The organism is Hansschlegelia beijingensis (genome assembly GCF_045505405.1).
In the GTDB taxonomy this organism is placed as follows: Bacteria; Pseudomonadota; Alphaproteobacteria; order Rhizobiales; family Methylopilaceae; genus Methylopila; species Methylopila beijingensis_A.
Genome location: NZ_JBJKEX010000053.1, coordinates 1 through 14,180, shown reverse-complemented (window position 1 = coordinate 14,180; position 14,180 = coordinate 1). Strand labels below are relative to the sequence as shown.

Genomic DNA, 14,180 nt, shown 5'->3' with positions numbered 1-14,180 from the left:
GGCTCGGCAGGATGCCGCCCTGACCGCTTCCGAGCGGCGCGCTGGGCGAGCCCGGGAGCGTGGCCGGCGTGGGCTGGGCGCCGGTCGGCTGAAGCCGGTCGAACACCGACCCGCCGCCATAGCCGGCGACGATCGTGAGCGAGATGCTCGTCGCGAAGAAGCCCGCCGCCAGGAACGCGGTCAGGCGCGACATCGGGTTGCTCTGGCTGCGCCCGGCCATGAAGCCGCCGCCGCCGCCAATGCCGAGGCCGCCGCCTTCCGAGCGCTGGAGAAGCACGACCACGACCAGCGCGAGCACGATCATGAGATGGATGACGATAAGGACGGTCTGCATGACGCTCGATCGTGACTGGGGCCTGCGTGGGAGATCGCAAGGCGCGCTCTGTACACCACTGCGGCGCAGCCCGCCACCTTGCCCGGGCGGGGGGCTGCTCCTGTATTCACGCTGGAAGGGGCTCAGCCCCGCGCGGCTTGAGCGATCGCCAGGAAATCGTCCGCTTTCAGGCTCGCGCCCCCGACCAGCGCGCCGTCGACGTTCCCGGCCCGCAGCAGTTCCGCGGCGTTGTCCGGCTTTACGGAGCCGCCATAGAGAATGCGCATCCCCTCGCCTTCCGCGCCGAACCGGGCCTGCAGCGCGCGCCGGATGCGCCCGTGCATCTCGGCGACGTCCTCCACGGTCGGGGTCACGCCGGTGCCGATCGCCCAGACCGGCTCGTAGGCCACCACCACGGTCTTCGCCCGCGCGGCGTTCGGCAGGGAGCCTTCGAGCTGCCGCTCGACGACCTCGAACGCCTTGCCGGCGGCCCGCTCCTCCTCGGTCTCGCCTACGCAGATCACCGCGACCAGACCTGCCCGCAGCGCGGCTTCCGCCTTCGCCCGGACGAGCGCGTCGGTCTCGCCGTGTTCGGCGCGGCGCTCGGAGTGGCCGACGATCACCGCCTTGCCGCCGGCGTCGGCGATCATTTCGGCCGAGATGTCCCCGGTGTGAGCCCCTGAGGGCGCCGGGTGGCAATCCTGCGCGCCGACCATCACCCCGACCCCGCGCGTGGAGGTCGCGAAGCTCGTCAGCAGCGTCGCGGGCGGGAAGACCATGATGTCGACGGCGTTCTTCAGCGACCCCTGATACGCGCCGACGATCCGCACGAACTCGGGCGCGGAAGCGCCCAGACCATTCATCTTCCAATTGCCTGCGATGAGCGGCTTACGCGCGGCGTTCGACATCTGCACTGCCTCCGGAAGCGGAGCCGCGCCGTCGTGGCGGGGCCGTCGCGACCTAGCAGAAGCCGTCACGCTTGCAAATTCCTCCCGCGCTTGCGATTTGCGACGGGCGGCGGAGCGTGTCAGCTCTCGCCGCCGCCAGCGGAGCGTCCGCTCCGCCTCTCTCCTCGAACGCGAGACGTGAATTCGCGATGCTTCAGACGCTTCGTAAAGGCGCCGCCGGCTGGGTCGCCAAGGTCTTCCTCGGAGTGCTCGTGCTGAGCTTCGCGGTGTGGGGCGTGGCCGACATCTTTCGCATCGGCGGAGGCGGCCGGGACGCGGCCGTCGTCGGCGACCGCAAGATCACGGTCGAAGAGTTCCGGAACGCCTATTCGAACGAGCTCCGGCGCATAAGCCAGCAGGCCAAGCGCGTGATCACGCCCGAACAGGCGCGGCTCGCAGGCGTCGGGGAGCGCGTGCTTGGAAACATGGTCAATGAGGCCGCGATCGACGCCAGCGTCGCCAAGCTGGGGCTTTCGGTCAGCGAAGAGGAAGTCGCCCGCGAGGTGCAGGACGACGAGATGTTCCGCGGCCCGACCGGCGGCTTCGACCGCGTGACGTTCCAGGAGATCCTCCGGCAGAACAATCTGACCGAGAACGACTACATCCGCCTGCAGCGCAGCTTCACCGCCCGCAAGCAGCTGACGGACGCCATGACGGCGAACATGACGACGCCGGTCGCGCTGCGGCAGGCGATCCACGCGTTCAACGCCGACAGCCGGTCGATCACCTATCTGGAGCTCAAGCCCGAAGATCCGGCCAGCATCCCCGCGCCGAGCGAAGAGGCGCTCCGCTCCTATTACGACGAGCACAAGAACGCCTTCCGAGCTCCGGAGTACCGCAAGCTCGCCCTGCTGGCGCTCGACGCGAAGGCGATCGCGCCGTCGAAGGACATCCCGGAAAGCGAGATCCGCGCCTATTACGACGCGAACAAGCCCCAGTACTCGGAGCTCGAGAAGCGCTCGATCGAGCAGATCTCCTTCCCGACCCTCGAGGAAGCCCAGGCCGCCTACGAGCAGATCAAGAACGGAGAGCTGTTCGAGCAGCTCATCATCCAGCGCAAGATCAAGCCCGAGGACGCGTTCCTGGGCAATCTCACCAAGGCCGAGATGTTCGATCGCAAGGTCGCCGACGCGGCCTTCGCATTGAAGCAGGGCGAGGTCAGCCCTCCCGTGCAGGGCCAGTACGCCACGGTCCTTCTGCGGGTGACCGGCATTCAGCAGGAGCGGGTGAAGAACTTCGAGGACGTCCGCGACGAGATCCGCGCCGTGCTGGCGGAGCTCTCCGCCAAGAAGGACGTGCTGGCGCTGCACGACAAGATCGACGAGGCCCGGCTCGGGGGCGCCACGCTGGAGGAGATCGGCAAGGCCCAGAACCTGCCCGTGCGCGTCGTCGAAGCCGTCGACCGCGGCGGCAGGGCGCCGGACGGCGCTGGGGTGTCTGATCTGCCTCTCTCGTCCGAGCTCTTGAGCAAGGCGTTCGAGCCTGAGGTCGAGTCCGACGTCGTCTCGGCCGACGATTCCTATGTCTGGTTCGACGTGCGCGACGTCACGGAGGCTCGCGACCTTTCGTTCGACGAGGCCCGCGCGCAGGCGGAGACCCGGTGGCGCGAGGATGAAGCCCGCCGCCGCCTCGACCAGCGCACGGACGCACTGCTCGCGGAGCTCAAGGGCGGCAAGACGCTTGAGGACGTGGCTGCGGCCCAGAAGCTCGAGGTCGAGCAGGCGGAGACCACCCGCAGCGGCGGCGCGCCCTCGATCAAGGCCGCCCAGGCGACCAGCGTGTTCCAGACCCCCGTGGAAGGCTTCGGCGCGACGGCCGCGGACGAAACCGGATCGCGGCTGCTGTTCAAGGTGACCGCCGAGAACATCCGGCCCTTCGATCCGGCGGCCCCGGATGACAGCGGACAGCTCGACAGGCTCGCCGCCGGCATGGGCTCGGACATCGTCTCGGCCTTCGTGCAGAAACTCCGAGAGGATCTCGGCACGCGCTTCGACCCGAGCGCGATCGCCGAGGTTGTCGGCGGGGCCAGCTGACCGCCGGGACCAGGCTCATGATCGTTTTCCCCGACGTCGCGGCGTTCTCGCCCGGATACGCCGCCGGCGAGCCTCAGGTCGTCGCCACGACGTTGGTCGGCGACCTAGAGACGCCGGTGTCCGCCTATCTCAAGCTGGCGGAGGGACGGCCGAACGCGTTCCTGCTGGAATCCGTGGAAGGCGGCGCGACGCGCGGCCGCTACTCGATGATCGGGCTCAGGCCCGACGTGCTGTGGCGCTCCTGCGGCGGACGTGCGGAGATCAACCGTCAGGCGCTGCAGGACCGGGAGACTTTCGAGCCCTGCCCGGAGCCTCCGCTGGAATCCCTGAGGCTGCTGCTCGCCGAGTCCCGCATCGACCTGCCGGATAATCTGCCGCCGATGACGGCAGGGGTGTTCGGCTATCTCGGCTACGACATGGTTCGGGAGATGGAGGACATCGGCCCTCCCAATCCGGACCGGCTCGGAACGCCTGACGCGGTCCTCATGCGCCCGACCGTGATGGTGGTGTTCGACTCCGTGAAGGACGAGATCACGGTCGTCACGCCCGTGCGGCCGACGCCCGGCGTCTCGGCTGAGGTGGCGCACGCCCGCGCCGTAGATCGGCTGGCCGAGATCGTGGAGGGACTCGACAGTCCCGTGCCGAAGAAGCCTGCGCGGCCGACGGAGTCCGACGGAGCGGCGTTCGTTTCGAACACCGATCCCGCCGAGTATGAGGCGATGGTTGCGCGCGCGAAGGAGTACATCGCCGCCGGCGACGTGTTCCAGGTCGTGCTGTCGCAGCGGTTCGAGGCGCCGTTCGACCTCCCGGCTTTTGCGCTCTACCGCGCGCTGCGTCGGACGAACCCCGCGCCGTTCCTCGTCTATCTCGACTTTGGCGGCTTCCAGATCGTCGGATCGAGCCCGGAAATCCTGGTGCGGGTGCGCGACGGCAAAGTGACCATCCGTCCGATTGCAGGAACGCGGCCCCGCGGCGCGACGCCGGCGGCCGACCGGGCGCTGGCCTCCGAGTTGCTCGCCGACCCCAAGGAGCGGGCCGAGCATCTGATGCTGCTCGATCTCGGAAGAAACGACGTCGGGCGCGTCTCGGAGATCGGCACCGTGTCCGTCACCGATCAGTTCTTCCTCGAGTACTACAGCCAGGTCATGCACATCGTGTCCAACGTGGAGGGCCGGTTGGCGACGCCGCACGACGCCCTGGACGCGTTGGTGGCGGGTTTCCCCGCCGGGACCGTCTCGGGCGCGCCGAAGGTCCGCGCGATGCAGATCATCGACGAGCTCGAGAAGGACAAGCGGGGCGTCTACGCCGGCTGCGTCGGGTATTTCGGCGCCAATGGCGAAATGGACACCTGCATCGTGCTGCGCACCGCGGTCGTCAAGGACGGGCGCATCCATGTTCAGGCGGGCGCCGGCATCGTCGCGGATTCCTCGCCGGCCGCCGAACAGGCCGAATGCGTCAACAAGGCGAAGGCCCTGTTCCGCGCCGCCGACGAGGCGCGACGCTTCGCCAGCAGCGTGGGCCGCGGCCAGTAAAAAAGGGCGCCCTCGGAGAGGGCGCCCTTTTCTTGTCGACGAAACCTCCGCCTGCTCAGTAGCGGCAGGGGACCCGATAGCGCTCGCCGTACCGGTTGGTCGCGTAGCAGCGGGAACGGTCGCCGCGCGTCTGTGAGCCGACCACCGCGCCGCCGGCGGCGCCCAGAGCGCCGCCCACCACCGCGCCGGTGGCGTTGCCCGCGATCAGACCACCAGCAGCCGCGCCGACGCCCGTGCCGATCAGCGCGCCGCTGAGCGTGCGCTCGTTACGCGTCTCGCCGCAGGCGGCCAGACCGAGCGCGACAGCGGAGATGGCGACGATTGAGCCGAGTTTTTTCATTGGCGTCAGAGCTCCAGATTGGGATCAGTGGATTGTAGGCGCTCCGGCGCGTTCGGCTAGCCGCCGGCGCCGAAAGTGGTGAACCGACCGCTGACGGGTCGGCGTCGTCAGGCCGTCGCGAGCCGTTTTGGGGCGTCATCGACCTCGCGCGCCAGGGGCGACATCGCCTCAACGAGCGCAAGGAACGACGACGCCGGCAGCGGCGGCGCGAAAACGTATCCCTGCGCGAGTCGAACGCCCTTTGCGCGGAGATACTCGACCTGTTCGATGGTCTCGACGCCTTCGGCGATCAGGTCAAGATTCATGTCCTCGGCGAGCTTCACGAGGCTGTCGACAATCGCGACCGAGTAGCGATCGGTGCCGATCGCGTCGACGAACATCTTGTCCATCTTCATCACGTCCACGCCGAGCTTCAGAAGATAGGACAGGCCGCCATGGCCGGTGCCGACGTCGTCGAGCGCGACGCGGGCGCCGAGGTCCTGCAGGCGCGCGATCACCTGCCTCGCCCGCCTGATGTCGTGGAGCGGCTGCCGTTCGGTCACCTCGAACATCAGCTGCCCCATGCGGATCGACGAGCCGGAGAAGATCGCCTCGACCTCGTCGGCGATCGTGACGTCGTCGAAATGGCCTGCGAACAGATTGAACCCCAGCTTGAGGTGCGGCCGGTCGCAATAGAACGCGGCGAGGTCGTCGCGGGCGGCCTCCATCAGGGCGAGCGTCATCGGGAAGATCTCGCCGCTCGCTTCCGCCAGCGAGATGAAGCGCCCCGGCGGAACGATGCTGCCGTCGCGCTTGCGCCACCGGACCAGCACTTCGCAACCAGTCAGCCGGCCGGTCACGATATCGATCACCGGCTGGTAGTACGGAATGAACTCCCCCCTCCGGATCCCGTCGTGGATCTCCCGCACCGGGCCGCCGGAGCGCCGGCTGAGCAGCACGGCGCCGGCCACCGTCAGCGCCGCGAACAGGAGCCCGGAGAGGTTGGCGTAGACGAACAGGCTCTTGTTGGCCTGCGAGATCGCGCCGCCGGGCATGTCGACGTCCACCCGGATCGGATAGCGGCTCGACGCGGAGGCCGCGTGGACGGACGGGATGATCGACGGCTGCGGCTCCGCCAGCGCCGGGTCGAGTAAGCGCCGTGCCACCACCGGGCCGTCGAGCATCACGACCTGCACGGCGAAGGCCGCGCTGCCCCGGCCGCGCAGGAACTTCGGGAAGAGCTGATCGCCCGGCACCAGGGCGCGTATTCCGTCGCCGGCCGGGTAACGCCATTGCAGGCGGATGAGGCGCTGGGCGCCGTTCTCGCCGGCCGTGACGGTCGACAGGCTGAGTTCCGGGCTGATCGCCTCGTGTTCGGCGGAAGCGCGCCTCACCACTCGCGGGGTCCCGAGCGCCGAGCAGGTGGCGGAGCCCGCGGCGTCGACGACGGCGATCTCGGAGATCTGCGGCGCCCGGCGCCAGGCCGCCTGGACCGTGGCCGCCTCGGCCGGCCCACAGTCGGATACGCCTTTCAGGGCGAGCCCGATAAGGGCCGTCGAAGCGTTGTCGAGGCGTTCTTCGACGAAGCCAAGCGCCTCGGCCGCGACCCCGTCGGCGTCGCGCTGCGACGCCGTCACGAAATTCACGGCCAGCAGCACGTTCAGGCCCAGAACGGGCACCAGCGCGACCGCAAGGCCGGCGAGCAGCGCCTTTCTCCAGGAGTGTCCGCCGTCCCGCATCAAGCGCGCCTCCGCTCGTCCTGCGGCGGCCGCGCACTCCGAGATGCGCGGGAACCTGCCACAGGGAGCTTAATGCGTCGCTAAGTCAGCTCGCGGCCTGGGTTCCGGCGACGACCTGCGCCTCCACGACCGCGAGCGCCGTCATGTTGACGACCCCGCGGGCGGTCACGGAGGGCGTCAGGACATGTGCGGGCTTCGCGGGCCCGATCAGGATCGGGCCGACAGGGAGCGCGTCGGCGATTCCCTTGATGAGCTGGCTTGCGATGTTCGCAGCGTCGAGATTGGGGAAGATCAGCAGGTTCGCCTCGCCCGTGAGCGTCGAACTCGGCAGCAGCCGTTCGCGCAGCGCGGGCTCGAGCGCGACGTCCCCCGCCATCTCGCCGTCGACCTCGAGATCGGGCGCCCGGGCGCGGATCAGCCGGAGCGCCTCGCGCATCTTGATCGCGCCCGGCGTGTCGTCCGAGCCGAAGCTGGAATGCGAAAGCAGCGCGACCTTCGGCGTCAGGCCGAAACGCGCCACGCTCTTGGCGCAGAGCATCGCGCAGTCCGCGATGCTCTCCGCGTCCGGATCGGGCGTCACATAGGTGTCGGCGAGGAAATACGCGCCGCGCCCGCTGATCAGCAGCGACAGCGCCGAGTAGTCGCAGGCCTCCTCCGCGCGCCCGATGACATGGTCGATCGCGTCGAGATGATCGCGGAAGCGGCCTTCCATGCCGCAGATCATCGCGTCGGCGTCGCCGCGCTGCACGGCGAGGGCGGCGATCACGGTCGCGTTGGTGCGCACCACGGTGCGGGCGCGGTCGAGGGTCGCGCCGCGGCGGCCGGCGCGTTCCTGATAGAGCGCGACGTATTCGCGGTACCGGCGGTCGTCCTCGGGATTGATGGTCTCGACGTCGTCCCCCGGCTTGAAGGTCAGCCCGAACCGCCGGGCCCGGACCTCCATGACATGAGGACGGCCGATCAGGATCGGCGTCGCGATCCCCTCCTCGATCGCGACCTGGGCGGCCCGCAGCGCACGCTCGTCCTCGCCGTCGGCGTAGATCACCCGCTTCGGCGCGGCCCGGGCGGCGGCGAACACAGGCTTCATGATGAAGCCCGAGCGGAACACGAACCGGTTGAGCTGCTCCTCATAGGCCCGGAAATCCGCGATCGGGCGGCGCGCGACGCCCGTCTCCATCGCGGCGCGCGCGACGGCTGGCGCGATGCGCAGGATGAGGCGCGGGTCGAACGGGCTCGGGATCAGCGAATCCGGGCCGAACAGCCGGGTCACGCCGCCGTAAGCCTGGGACACCACGTCGGAGGACGGCTCGCGCGCCAGCGCCGCGATCGCGCGGACCGCGGCGGCCTTCATGGCCTCGTTGATCGTCGTCGCGGCGACGTCCAGCGCGCCCCTGAAGATGTATGGGAAGCAGAGGACGTTGTTGACCTGATTGGGGAAGTCCGAGCGGCCGGTGCAGATCATCGCGCCCGGGCTCGCCTGACGCGCCTCGTCGGGCATGATCTCCGGCGTCGGGTTGGCCAGCGCCATGATCATCGGCCGCTCAGCCATCCGCTTGACCATGTCGGGCTTCAGCACGCCGCCGGCCGAAAGCCCGAGGAACACGTCCGCGCCGTCGATCACGTCTCCGAGCGTCCGCTTGTCGGTCGGCTGGGCGTAGACCGCCTTCCAGCGGTCCATGAGCGCCTCGCGGCCCTCATAGACGACGCCCTCGATGTCGGTGACCCAGATGTTCTCGCGCTTCGCGCCGAGCGTGACGAGCAGGTTGAGGCATGCGATCGCGGCCGCGCCGGCGCCGGAGGTCACGATCTTGACCTCGCCGAGCGGCTTTCCGGCCAGTTCGAGCCCGTTGGTGATCGCCGCCGCCACGATGATCGCGGTGCCGTGCTGATCGTCATGGAAGACCGGGATGCCCATGCGCTCGCGGCAGCCCTCTTCGACCTCGAAGCATTCGGGGGCCTTAATGTCCTCGAGATTGATTCCGCCGAAGGTGGGCTCAAGCGCGCAGATCACCTCGATCAGCCGCTGCGCGTCGGTTTCGGCCACTTCGATGTCGAAGACGTCGATCCCGGCGAACTTCTTGAAGAGGACGGCCTTGCCCTCCATCACCGGCTTTCCGGCGAGGGGACCGATATTGCCGAGACCGAGAACCGCCGTTCCGTTGGTCAGGACGGCGACGAGGTTCTGGCGGACAGTCAGGTCCGCCGCCTGATCGGGGTCCTCCGCGATGGCGTCGCAGGCCGCGGCCACGCCGGGCGAGTAGGCGAGCGCGAGGTCGCGCTGGTTGCCGAGCGGCTTCGTCGCCTTGATCTCGAGCTTGCCCGGGCGCGCGCCCGTGACGCTGGAGCCGCGGTGATAGACCAGCGCTCCGGTGCGTAGATCGTCCGACATCTGGCTGGCCATACCGCTCCTCCAACACGCACCTGCACGCGTTCAGGGGGATGGCGCCCTCCGCCGCGAGCCGTCAAGGGTACGGCCCGCACGGACGCTCCTCGTGGCGCCCTGCGTGCGGACGAAAAGCGCGTGAACCGTGAGCCCTACGATGCCGTTGTTGAACTCGACCGTCGACCCAAGCGCCAGAAAGTTCTTTCGAGCATGAATCCTAGAGTTGGCGTTTACGCGCTGGCAGCGCTGATCCTCGTGGCGGCGTGCGCCCTGGCCGCGCCATGGGCGGTGCGCGTCGTCGTCGAGGGGCGCGTGGACGATGCGCTGCAGAACATCCGCATCCGGAGCACCTCCGTCGTGAACCGGGGCGAGGTCACGGTCGCTCTCGCTAGCCGCACCGTCGTGATCCACGGCCTCACGATCGATCCGCCGGGCGGCGGGTCGAAGGTCCGCATCGGCGCCCTGACGATGATCGAACCGTGGCCCTCCGAGGGACGATTGACGGCTCGCCGGATCGTGTTCGACGACGTCATCGTCCTGTCGGGCGCCGACCGCACGGCCGTTCCCCGGATCGAGCTCCAGGACTATTCGGGTCCAGAAGAGGGGCTGGTCACAACGCCCGGCGCCGGCCCTCGGGCCGAGAGCCAGGCGGAGGTCATCGGACAGGTTTCGGTGGGCGGGATCAGCGTTCCCTTGATCGAGCTCGTCGCCGGCAAGACCGGGACACGGCGCTCGCTCAAGAACATCTCGGTCACGCGTCTGGTGGACGGGGTGATCGAGGCCGCCTCGATCGAGGACATCACCGTGGAAGCGCCCGCCGGCAAGAACCCGGCCGCCCCGCCCGTCCAGGTCACGGCGAGCGCCGCGTCGCTCGCCGGGCTCAGTCTCCCGACCCTGTGGCGCTTCTACGCCGGCGAAAGGGCGAGCGGCCGGGAGCCGCTTCTCAAGGAGATTTCAGCGTCGCGTCTCGCCCTGCGCGCCGGAGGCGCGGCCCGCGGGGAGATCACCATCCGGGCCGCCGCCGCATCAGCCAGGGGCGTTCAGCTGCGTCCCCTCACCTTTCCCTTCGCCGAAGTCGACGAGCTTCTCGCGAAGCTTAAGGACGAGGAGGCGCTGACCCCCGCCGACCTCAGGCAACAGATCCTGATGATCGTCGAGGGGGCACGCGCCCTGAGCTTCGACGCCATCGAACTGTCCCGCGTGCGGGCGGAGCAGGCCCCGCGGAGGGGCGGCGGCCTTTCGGCGACGATCCGCTCGGTCTCCGTCGGTCCGTATGCGGACGCGCGTCTGGAGCAGGTCACGATCGAAGGACTGACGTACTCCGGAGCCGGCAGCCGGTCGCTGCAGGTCTCCCACGCGCAGCTCAGAGGCTTCGATGCTTCGCGCCTCGCGGCCTATGCGGAGCGCATCGGACGCGACGAGATCATGCTGACGACGCAGCCGACCGCGGACGACGTGGTCCTGACGGCGCCTCGCATTCAGGGGCTCGAGCTGCGCGACGCGCGCTATGGCGATCCGGACGGCGCGTTCGCGCTCGCGAGCGCCCGGGTGGACGTCGACGCCCCGCTTGACGCGGTGCCGCAGCATCTGGGGCTTGAGCTCAACGGGGTCGAGGTGACGCCCGATGACGCCTCACGTCTGGCGGCGACCATTCGCAGGATTGGTCTCACGCAGGTGAAGGGGGCCGGCCGCCTTTCGATGACCCTCGACCCGAACACGCGTGAGCTGTCGTTGAACTCGCTCAAGACGACGATCGATGATCTCGGCGCCATCGACGCCTCGGGTTCTCTCGCGAAGGTCGACCCTCTGCTCGCGATCAGCGGCGGCCAGCAGTTCATCGACCAGCTGTCCGCGATCATCCTCGAGCCGTTCAAGATCACCGTGCGGAACGACGGCCTGTTCGAAACCGCCCTTCAGCGGGCGGCCCGGAACGCCGCCGAGCCGGACGAGGTCTTCCGCGCCGCGCTCGCGGTCCGCGCCAGCGACGAGATCTCGACCTTGTTCGGCCCGCCGGCGAGGCAGTCCGCAGAGGCCCTCGCGGCGTTCATCCGGCAGCCGATATCGCTCGAGATCACGATCAACCCCAAGACGCCGGACACGCGGCTGATCGATCTCCTTCAGTCCCTGAGGCTGGGGCCCGCAGGGATCGCGCAGACGATCGACGTGAAGATCCTCAACCGGCGCTGACGGGGTTCGTCAGGCCGGCTTCGTGGTCGGAGCCTGCCCCTGCGGCAGATTCAGCCGGATGTGCAGCTCGCGCAGCTGCTTCGGGGTCACGTCCGAGGGCGCGCCCATCAGCAGGTCGAGCGCCTGCTGATTCATCGGGAAGATCGAGATCTCGCGGAGGTTGGTGGCGCCCGTGAGCAGCATCACGATGCGGTCCACGCCGGCCGCCATGCCGCCATGCGGCGGGGCGCCGTACTGGAACGCGCGGTACATGCCTCCGAAGCGCTCCACCACGTCCTTCTCGCCGTAACCGGCGATCTCGAACGCCTTCACCATCGCCTCGGGGCGATGGTTGCGGATACCGCCGGAGGCGATCTCGAAGCCGTTGCAGGCGATGTCGTACTGGAAGGCCTTGATGGTCAGCGGGTCCTGCGTGTTCAGCGCGTCGAGCCCGCCCTGCGGCATCGAGAAGGGGTTGTGGGAGAAGTCGACCTTCTTCTCGTCCTCGTTCCACTCATACATCGGGAAGTCGACGATCCAGGCCAGCTCGAAACGGTCGTGATCGACGAGCTTCAGCTCCTCGCCGACCTTGGTGCGCGCAAGTCCGGCGAAGCGCACGAACTTGGACGGATCGCCGGCGACGAAGAAGGCCGCGTCGCCGTCCTTCAGGCCGAGCTGGTCGCGGATCGCGGCGGTGCGTTCCGGGCCGATGTTGTTGGCGATCGGACCTGCGCCCTCTCCGCCTTCGCGCCACATGACATAGCCGAGGCCGGGCTGGCCCTCCGACTGCGCCCAGGAGTTCATCCGGTCGCAGAACGCGCGGCTGCCACCGCCGGGACCGGGGATGGCCCAGACCTGATTGCCTTCCGTCTCCAGCATCCGCGCGAACACCTTGAAGTTCGAGCCGCGGAAATGTTCGGAGACGTCCTGCATGAGGAGCGGATTGCGGAGGTCCGGCTTGTCGGTGCCGTACTTCCGCAGCGCCTCAGCGTATGGAATGCGCGGCCAGTTCTTCGTCACCGGCTTGCCGCCGGCGAAATCCTCGAACACGCCGGTGATCACCGGCTGGACCGCCGCGAAGATGTCCTCCTGCTCGACGAAGCTCATCTCGAGGTCGAGCTGGTAGAACTCGCCCGGCAGCCGGTCGGCGCGCGGATCCTCGTCGCGGAAGCAGGGCGCGATCTGGAAGTAGCGGTCGAAGCCGCTCATCATGATCAGCTGCTTGTACTGCTGCGGCGCCTGCGGCAGCGCATAGAACTTGCCCGGATGGATGCGGCTCGGCACCAGGAAGTCGCGCGCCCCTTCGGGGCTCGACGCGGTCAGGATCGGCGTCTGGAACTCGAAGAAGCCCTGCGTCTTCATCTTCGAGCGCATGGCGTCGATGATCGCGCCGCGCGTCATGATGTTCCGGTGCAGCTTCTCCCGCCGAAGATCGAGGAAGCGGTACCGGAGCCGCGTCTCCTCCGGGTATTCCTGATCGCCGAACACCGGCAGCGGCAGCTCGGCCGCCGGCCCCAGAACCTCGATCTCGGTGCAGTAGAGCTCGACCTGGCCGGTCGGCAGCTCGGCGTTCTCCGTGCCCTCGGGCCGTGCGCGGAGCCGGCCGTCGCAGCGGATCACCCACTCGGAGCGGACCGTCTCGGCCAGCTTGAACGCCGGGCTGTCGGGATCCACCACGACCTGCGTCAGCCCGTAATGGTCGCGCAGATCGATGAACAGAACGCCGCCATGGTCCCGCACGCGGTGCACCCAGCCCGAGAGGCGGACAGTCTCGCCGACGTGGGAAGACCTGAGTTCCCCGCAAGTGTGGGTGCGGTAGCGATGCATGGCGACAAGTCCTGGATTTCGGGCGGCGCGGTCCCGCCGCAAAAGGCGGCCGGACCACGGCATGGGGCCCCGGCCTTGTCAAGGCGAGGCGCCCGGAGGCGAGACATCGCCGGGCGAAGCCGCTATATGCGGCCCCACGATGATGATCACCAGCACAGACGCTCTCGCAGAAGCCTGCGCCCGTATGGCGAAGGCGCCGTTCGTCACTGTCGACACCGAGTTTCTGCGAGAAACGACCTTCTGGCCGAAGCTCTGCGTCGTGCAGCTCGCCGACGAGGAGGGGCCGGTGGTGGTGGACGCGCTCGCGCCCGACATCGACCTCGCGCCGCTCTACGACCTGATGTCCGACGAGTCGGTGCTGAAGGTGTTCCACTCGGGGCGCCAGGACATCGAGATCTTCCATCATCTCGCCGGGCGAATCCCGCACCCGGTGTTCGACACCCAGGTCGCCGCGATGGTGCTCGGCTTCGGAGACTCGATCTCCTACGACCAGCTCGTCCAGCGCACGACGGGCGTCGCGCTCGACAAGTCGTCGCGCTTCACCGACTGGAGCCGGCGCCCGCTCACGGACGACCAGGTCACTTACGCGATCGCGGACGTGACGCATCTCCGCAAGGTTTACCAGAAGCTCTCGAGCGACCTCGAGAAGCGCGGCCGCGCCGAGTGGCTCCTGGAGGAGATGGAGGTTCTGACCTCCCCCGCCACCTACCAGTCGCACCCCGAGGACGCCTGGCAGCGCTTCCGCTCGCGGCTGAAGAAGCCCCGCGATCTCGCCGTGATGATGGAGGTCGCGGCCTGGCGCGAGAGCGAGGCGCAGGGCCGGGACGTGCCGCGCTCCCGCGTGCTGAAGGACGACGCCCCTGGAGGGTTGGGTTGCGCCTCGCGCGCCCCGCTGTCTTGAAAGCGGCTCAACCCTTCAGC

General features: G+C 68.8%; 9 protein-coding genes and 1 pseudogene. 4 read left to right on the top strand and 6 right to left on the bottom strand.

From position 1 onward, the window contains the following. Together secG and tpiA are read right to left on the bottom strand one after the other, a co-directional pair. The coding region (secG, locus tag ACIKT0_RS05670) for a preprotein translocase subunit SecG (RefSeq protein ID WP_407104402.1) at positions 1–334 on the bottom strand (334 nt) is incomplete at its 3' end. A gap of 122 nt (positions 335–456) precedes the next feature. Further along, complete coding sequence (gene tpiA / locus ACIKT0_RS05665; RefSeq protein ID WP_407104401.1) at positions 457–1,221, bottom strand: triose-phosphate isomerase; 765 nt, start codon at positions 1,219–1,221, stop codon at positions 457–459. Between the two features lie 188 nt (positions 1,222–1,409). Here tpiA and ACIKT0_RS05660 point away from each other — a divergent pair, with 188 nt between their 5' ends. Next, complete coding sequence (locus ACIKT0_RS05660) at positions 1,410–3,293, top strand: peptidylprolyl isomerase (RefSeq protein WP_407104400.1); 1,884 nt, start codon at positions 1,410–1,412, stop codon at positions 3,291–3,293. A gap of 17 nt (positions 3,294–3,310) precedes the next feature. Beyond that, positions 3,311–4,825, top strand: coding sequence for an anthranilate synthase component I (trpE, locus tag ACIKT0_RS05655; protein ID WP_407104399.1), 1,515 nt, complete (start codon positions 3,311–3,313; stop codon positions 4,823–4,825). 55 nt (positions 4,826–4,880) lie between these two features. On the opposite strand, the gene ACIKT0_RS05650 is transcribed toward trpE, so the two are convergent. The 3 genes from ACIKT0_RS05650 to ACIKT0_RS05640 form a co-directional block, all read right to left on the bottom strand. After that, positions 4,881–5,165, bottom strand: coding sequence for a YMGG-like glycine zipper-containing protein (locus ACIKT0_RS05650; protein WP_183394101.1), 285 nt, complete (start codon positions 5,163–5,165; stop codon positions 4,881–4,883). A gap of 107 nt (positions 5,166–5,272) precedes the next feature. Next, on the bottom strand, positions 5,273–6,883 hold the full coding sequence (locus tag ACIKT0_RS05645; RefSeq protein WP_407104398.1) for an EAL domain-containing protein: 1,611 nt from the start codon (positions 6,881–6,883) through the stop codon (positions 5,273–5,275). Positions 6,884–6,968: 85 nt separating this feature from the next. Continuing rightward, positions 6,969–9,284, bottom strand: a complete 2,316-nt coding sequence (locus ACIKT0_RS05640) for an NADP-dependent malic enzyme (protein ID WP_407104397.1) — start codon at positions 9,282–9,284, stop codon at positions 6,969–6,971. 192 nt (positions 9,285–9,476) lie between these two features. Here ACIKT0_RS05640 and ACIKT0_RS05635 point away from each other — a divergent pair, with 192 nt between their 5' ends. Beyond that, positions 9,477–11,453 carry a hypothetical protein gene (locus ACIKT0_RS05635; protein WP_407104396.1) on the top strand — a complete coding sequence of 659 codons (1,977 nt, stop codon included), beginning with the start codon at positions 9,477–9,479 and terminating at the stop codon, positions 11,451–11,453. 9 nt (positions 11,454–11,462) lie between these two features. Here the strand turns inward: ACIKT0_RS05635 and aspS are convergent, their stop codons facing one another. Then, positions 11,463–13,259, bottom strand: a complete 1,797-nt coding sequence (gene aspS, locus ACIKT0_RS05630; protein WP_407104395.1) for an aspartate--tRNA ligase — start codon at positions 13,257–13,259, stop codon at positions 11,463–11,465. A gap of 139 nt (positions 13,260–13,398) precedes the next feature. Between aspS and rnd the strand changes: the two are divergent. After that, positions 13,399–14,151: pseudogene (gene rnd, locus ACIKT0_RS05625) on the top strand (ribonuclease D); the annotation flags it as partial. Between the last annotated feature and the right edge of the window lie 29 nt (positions 14,152–14,180).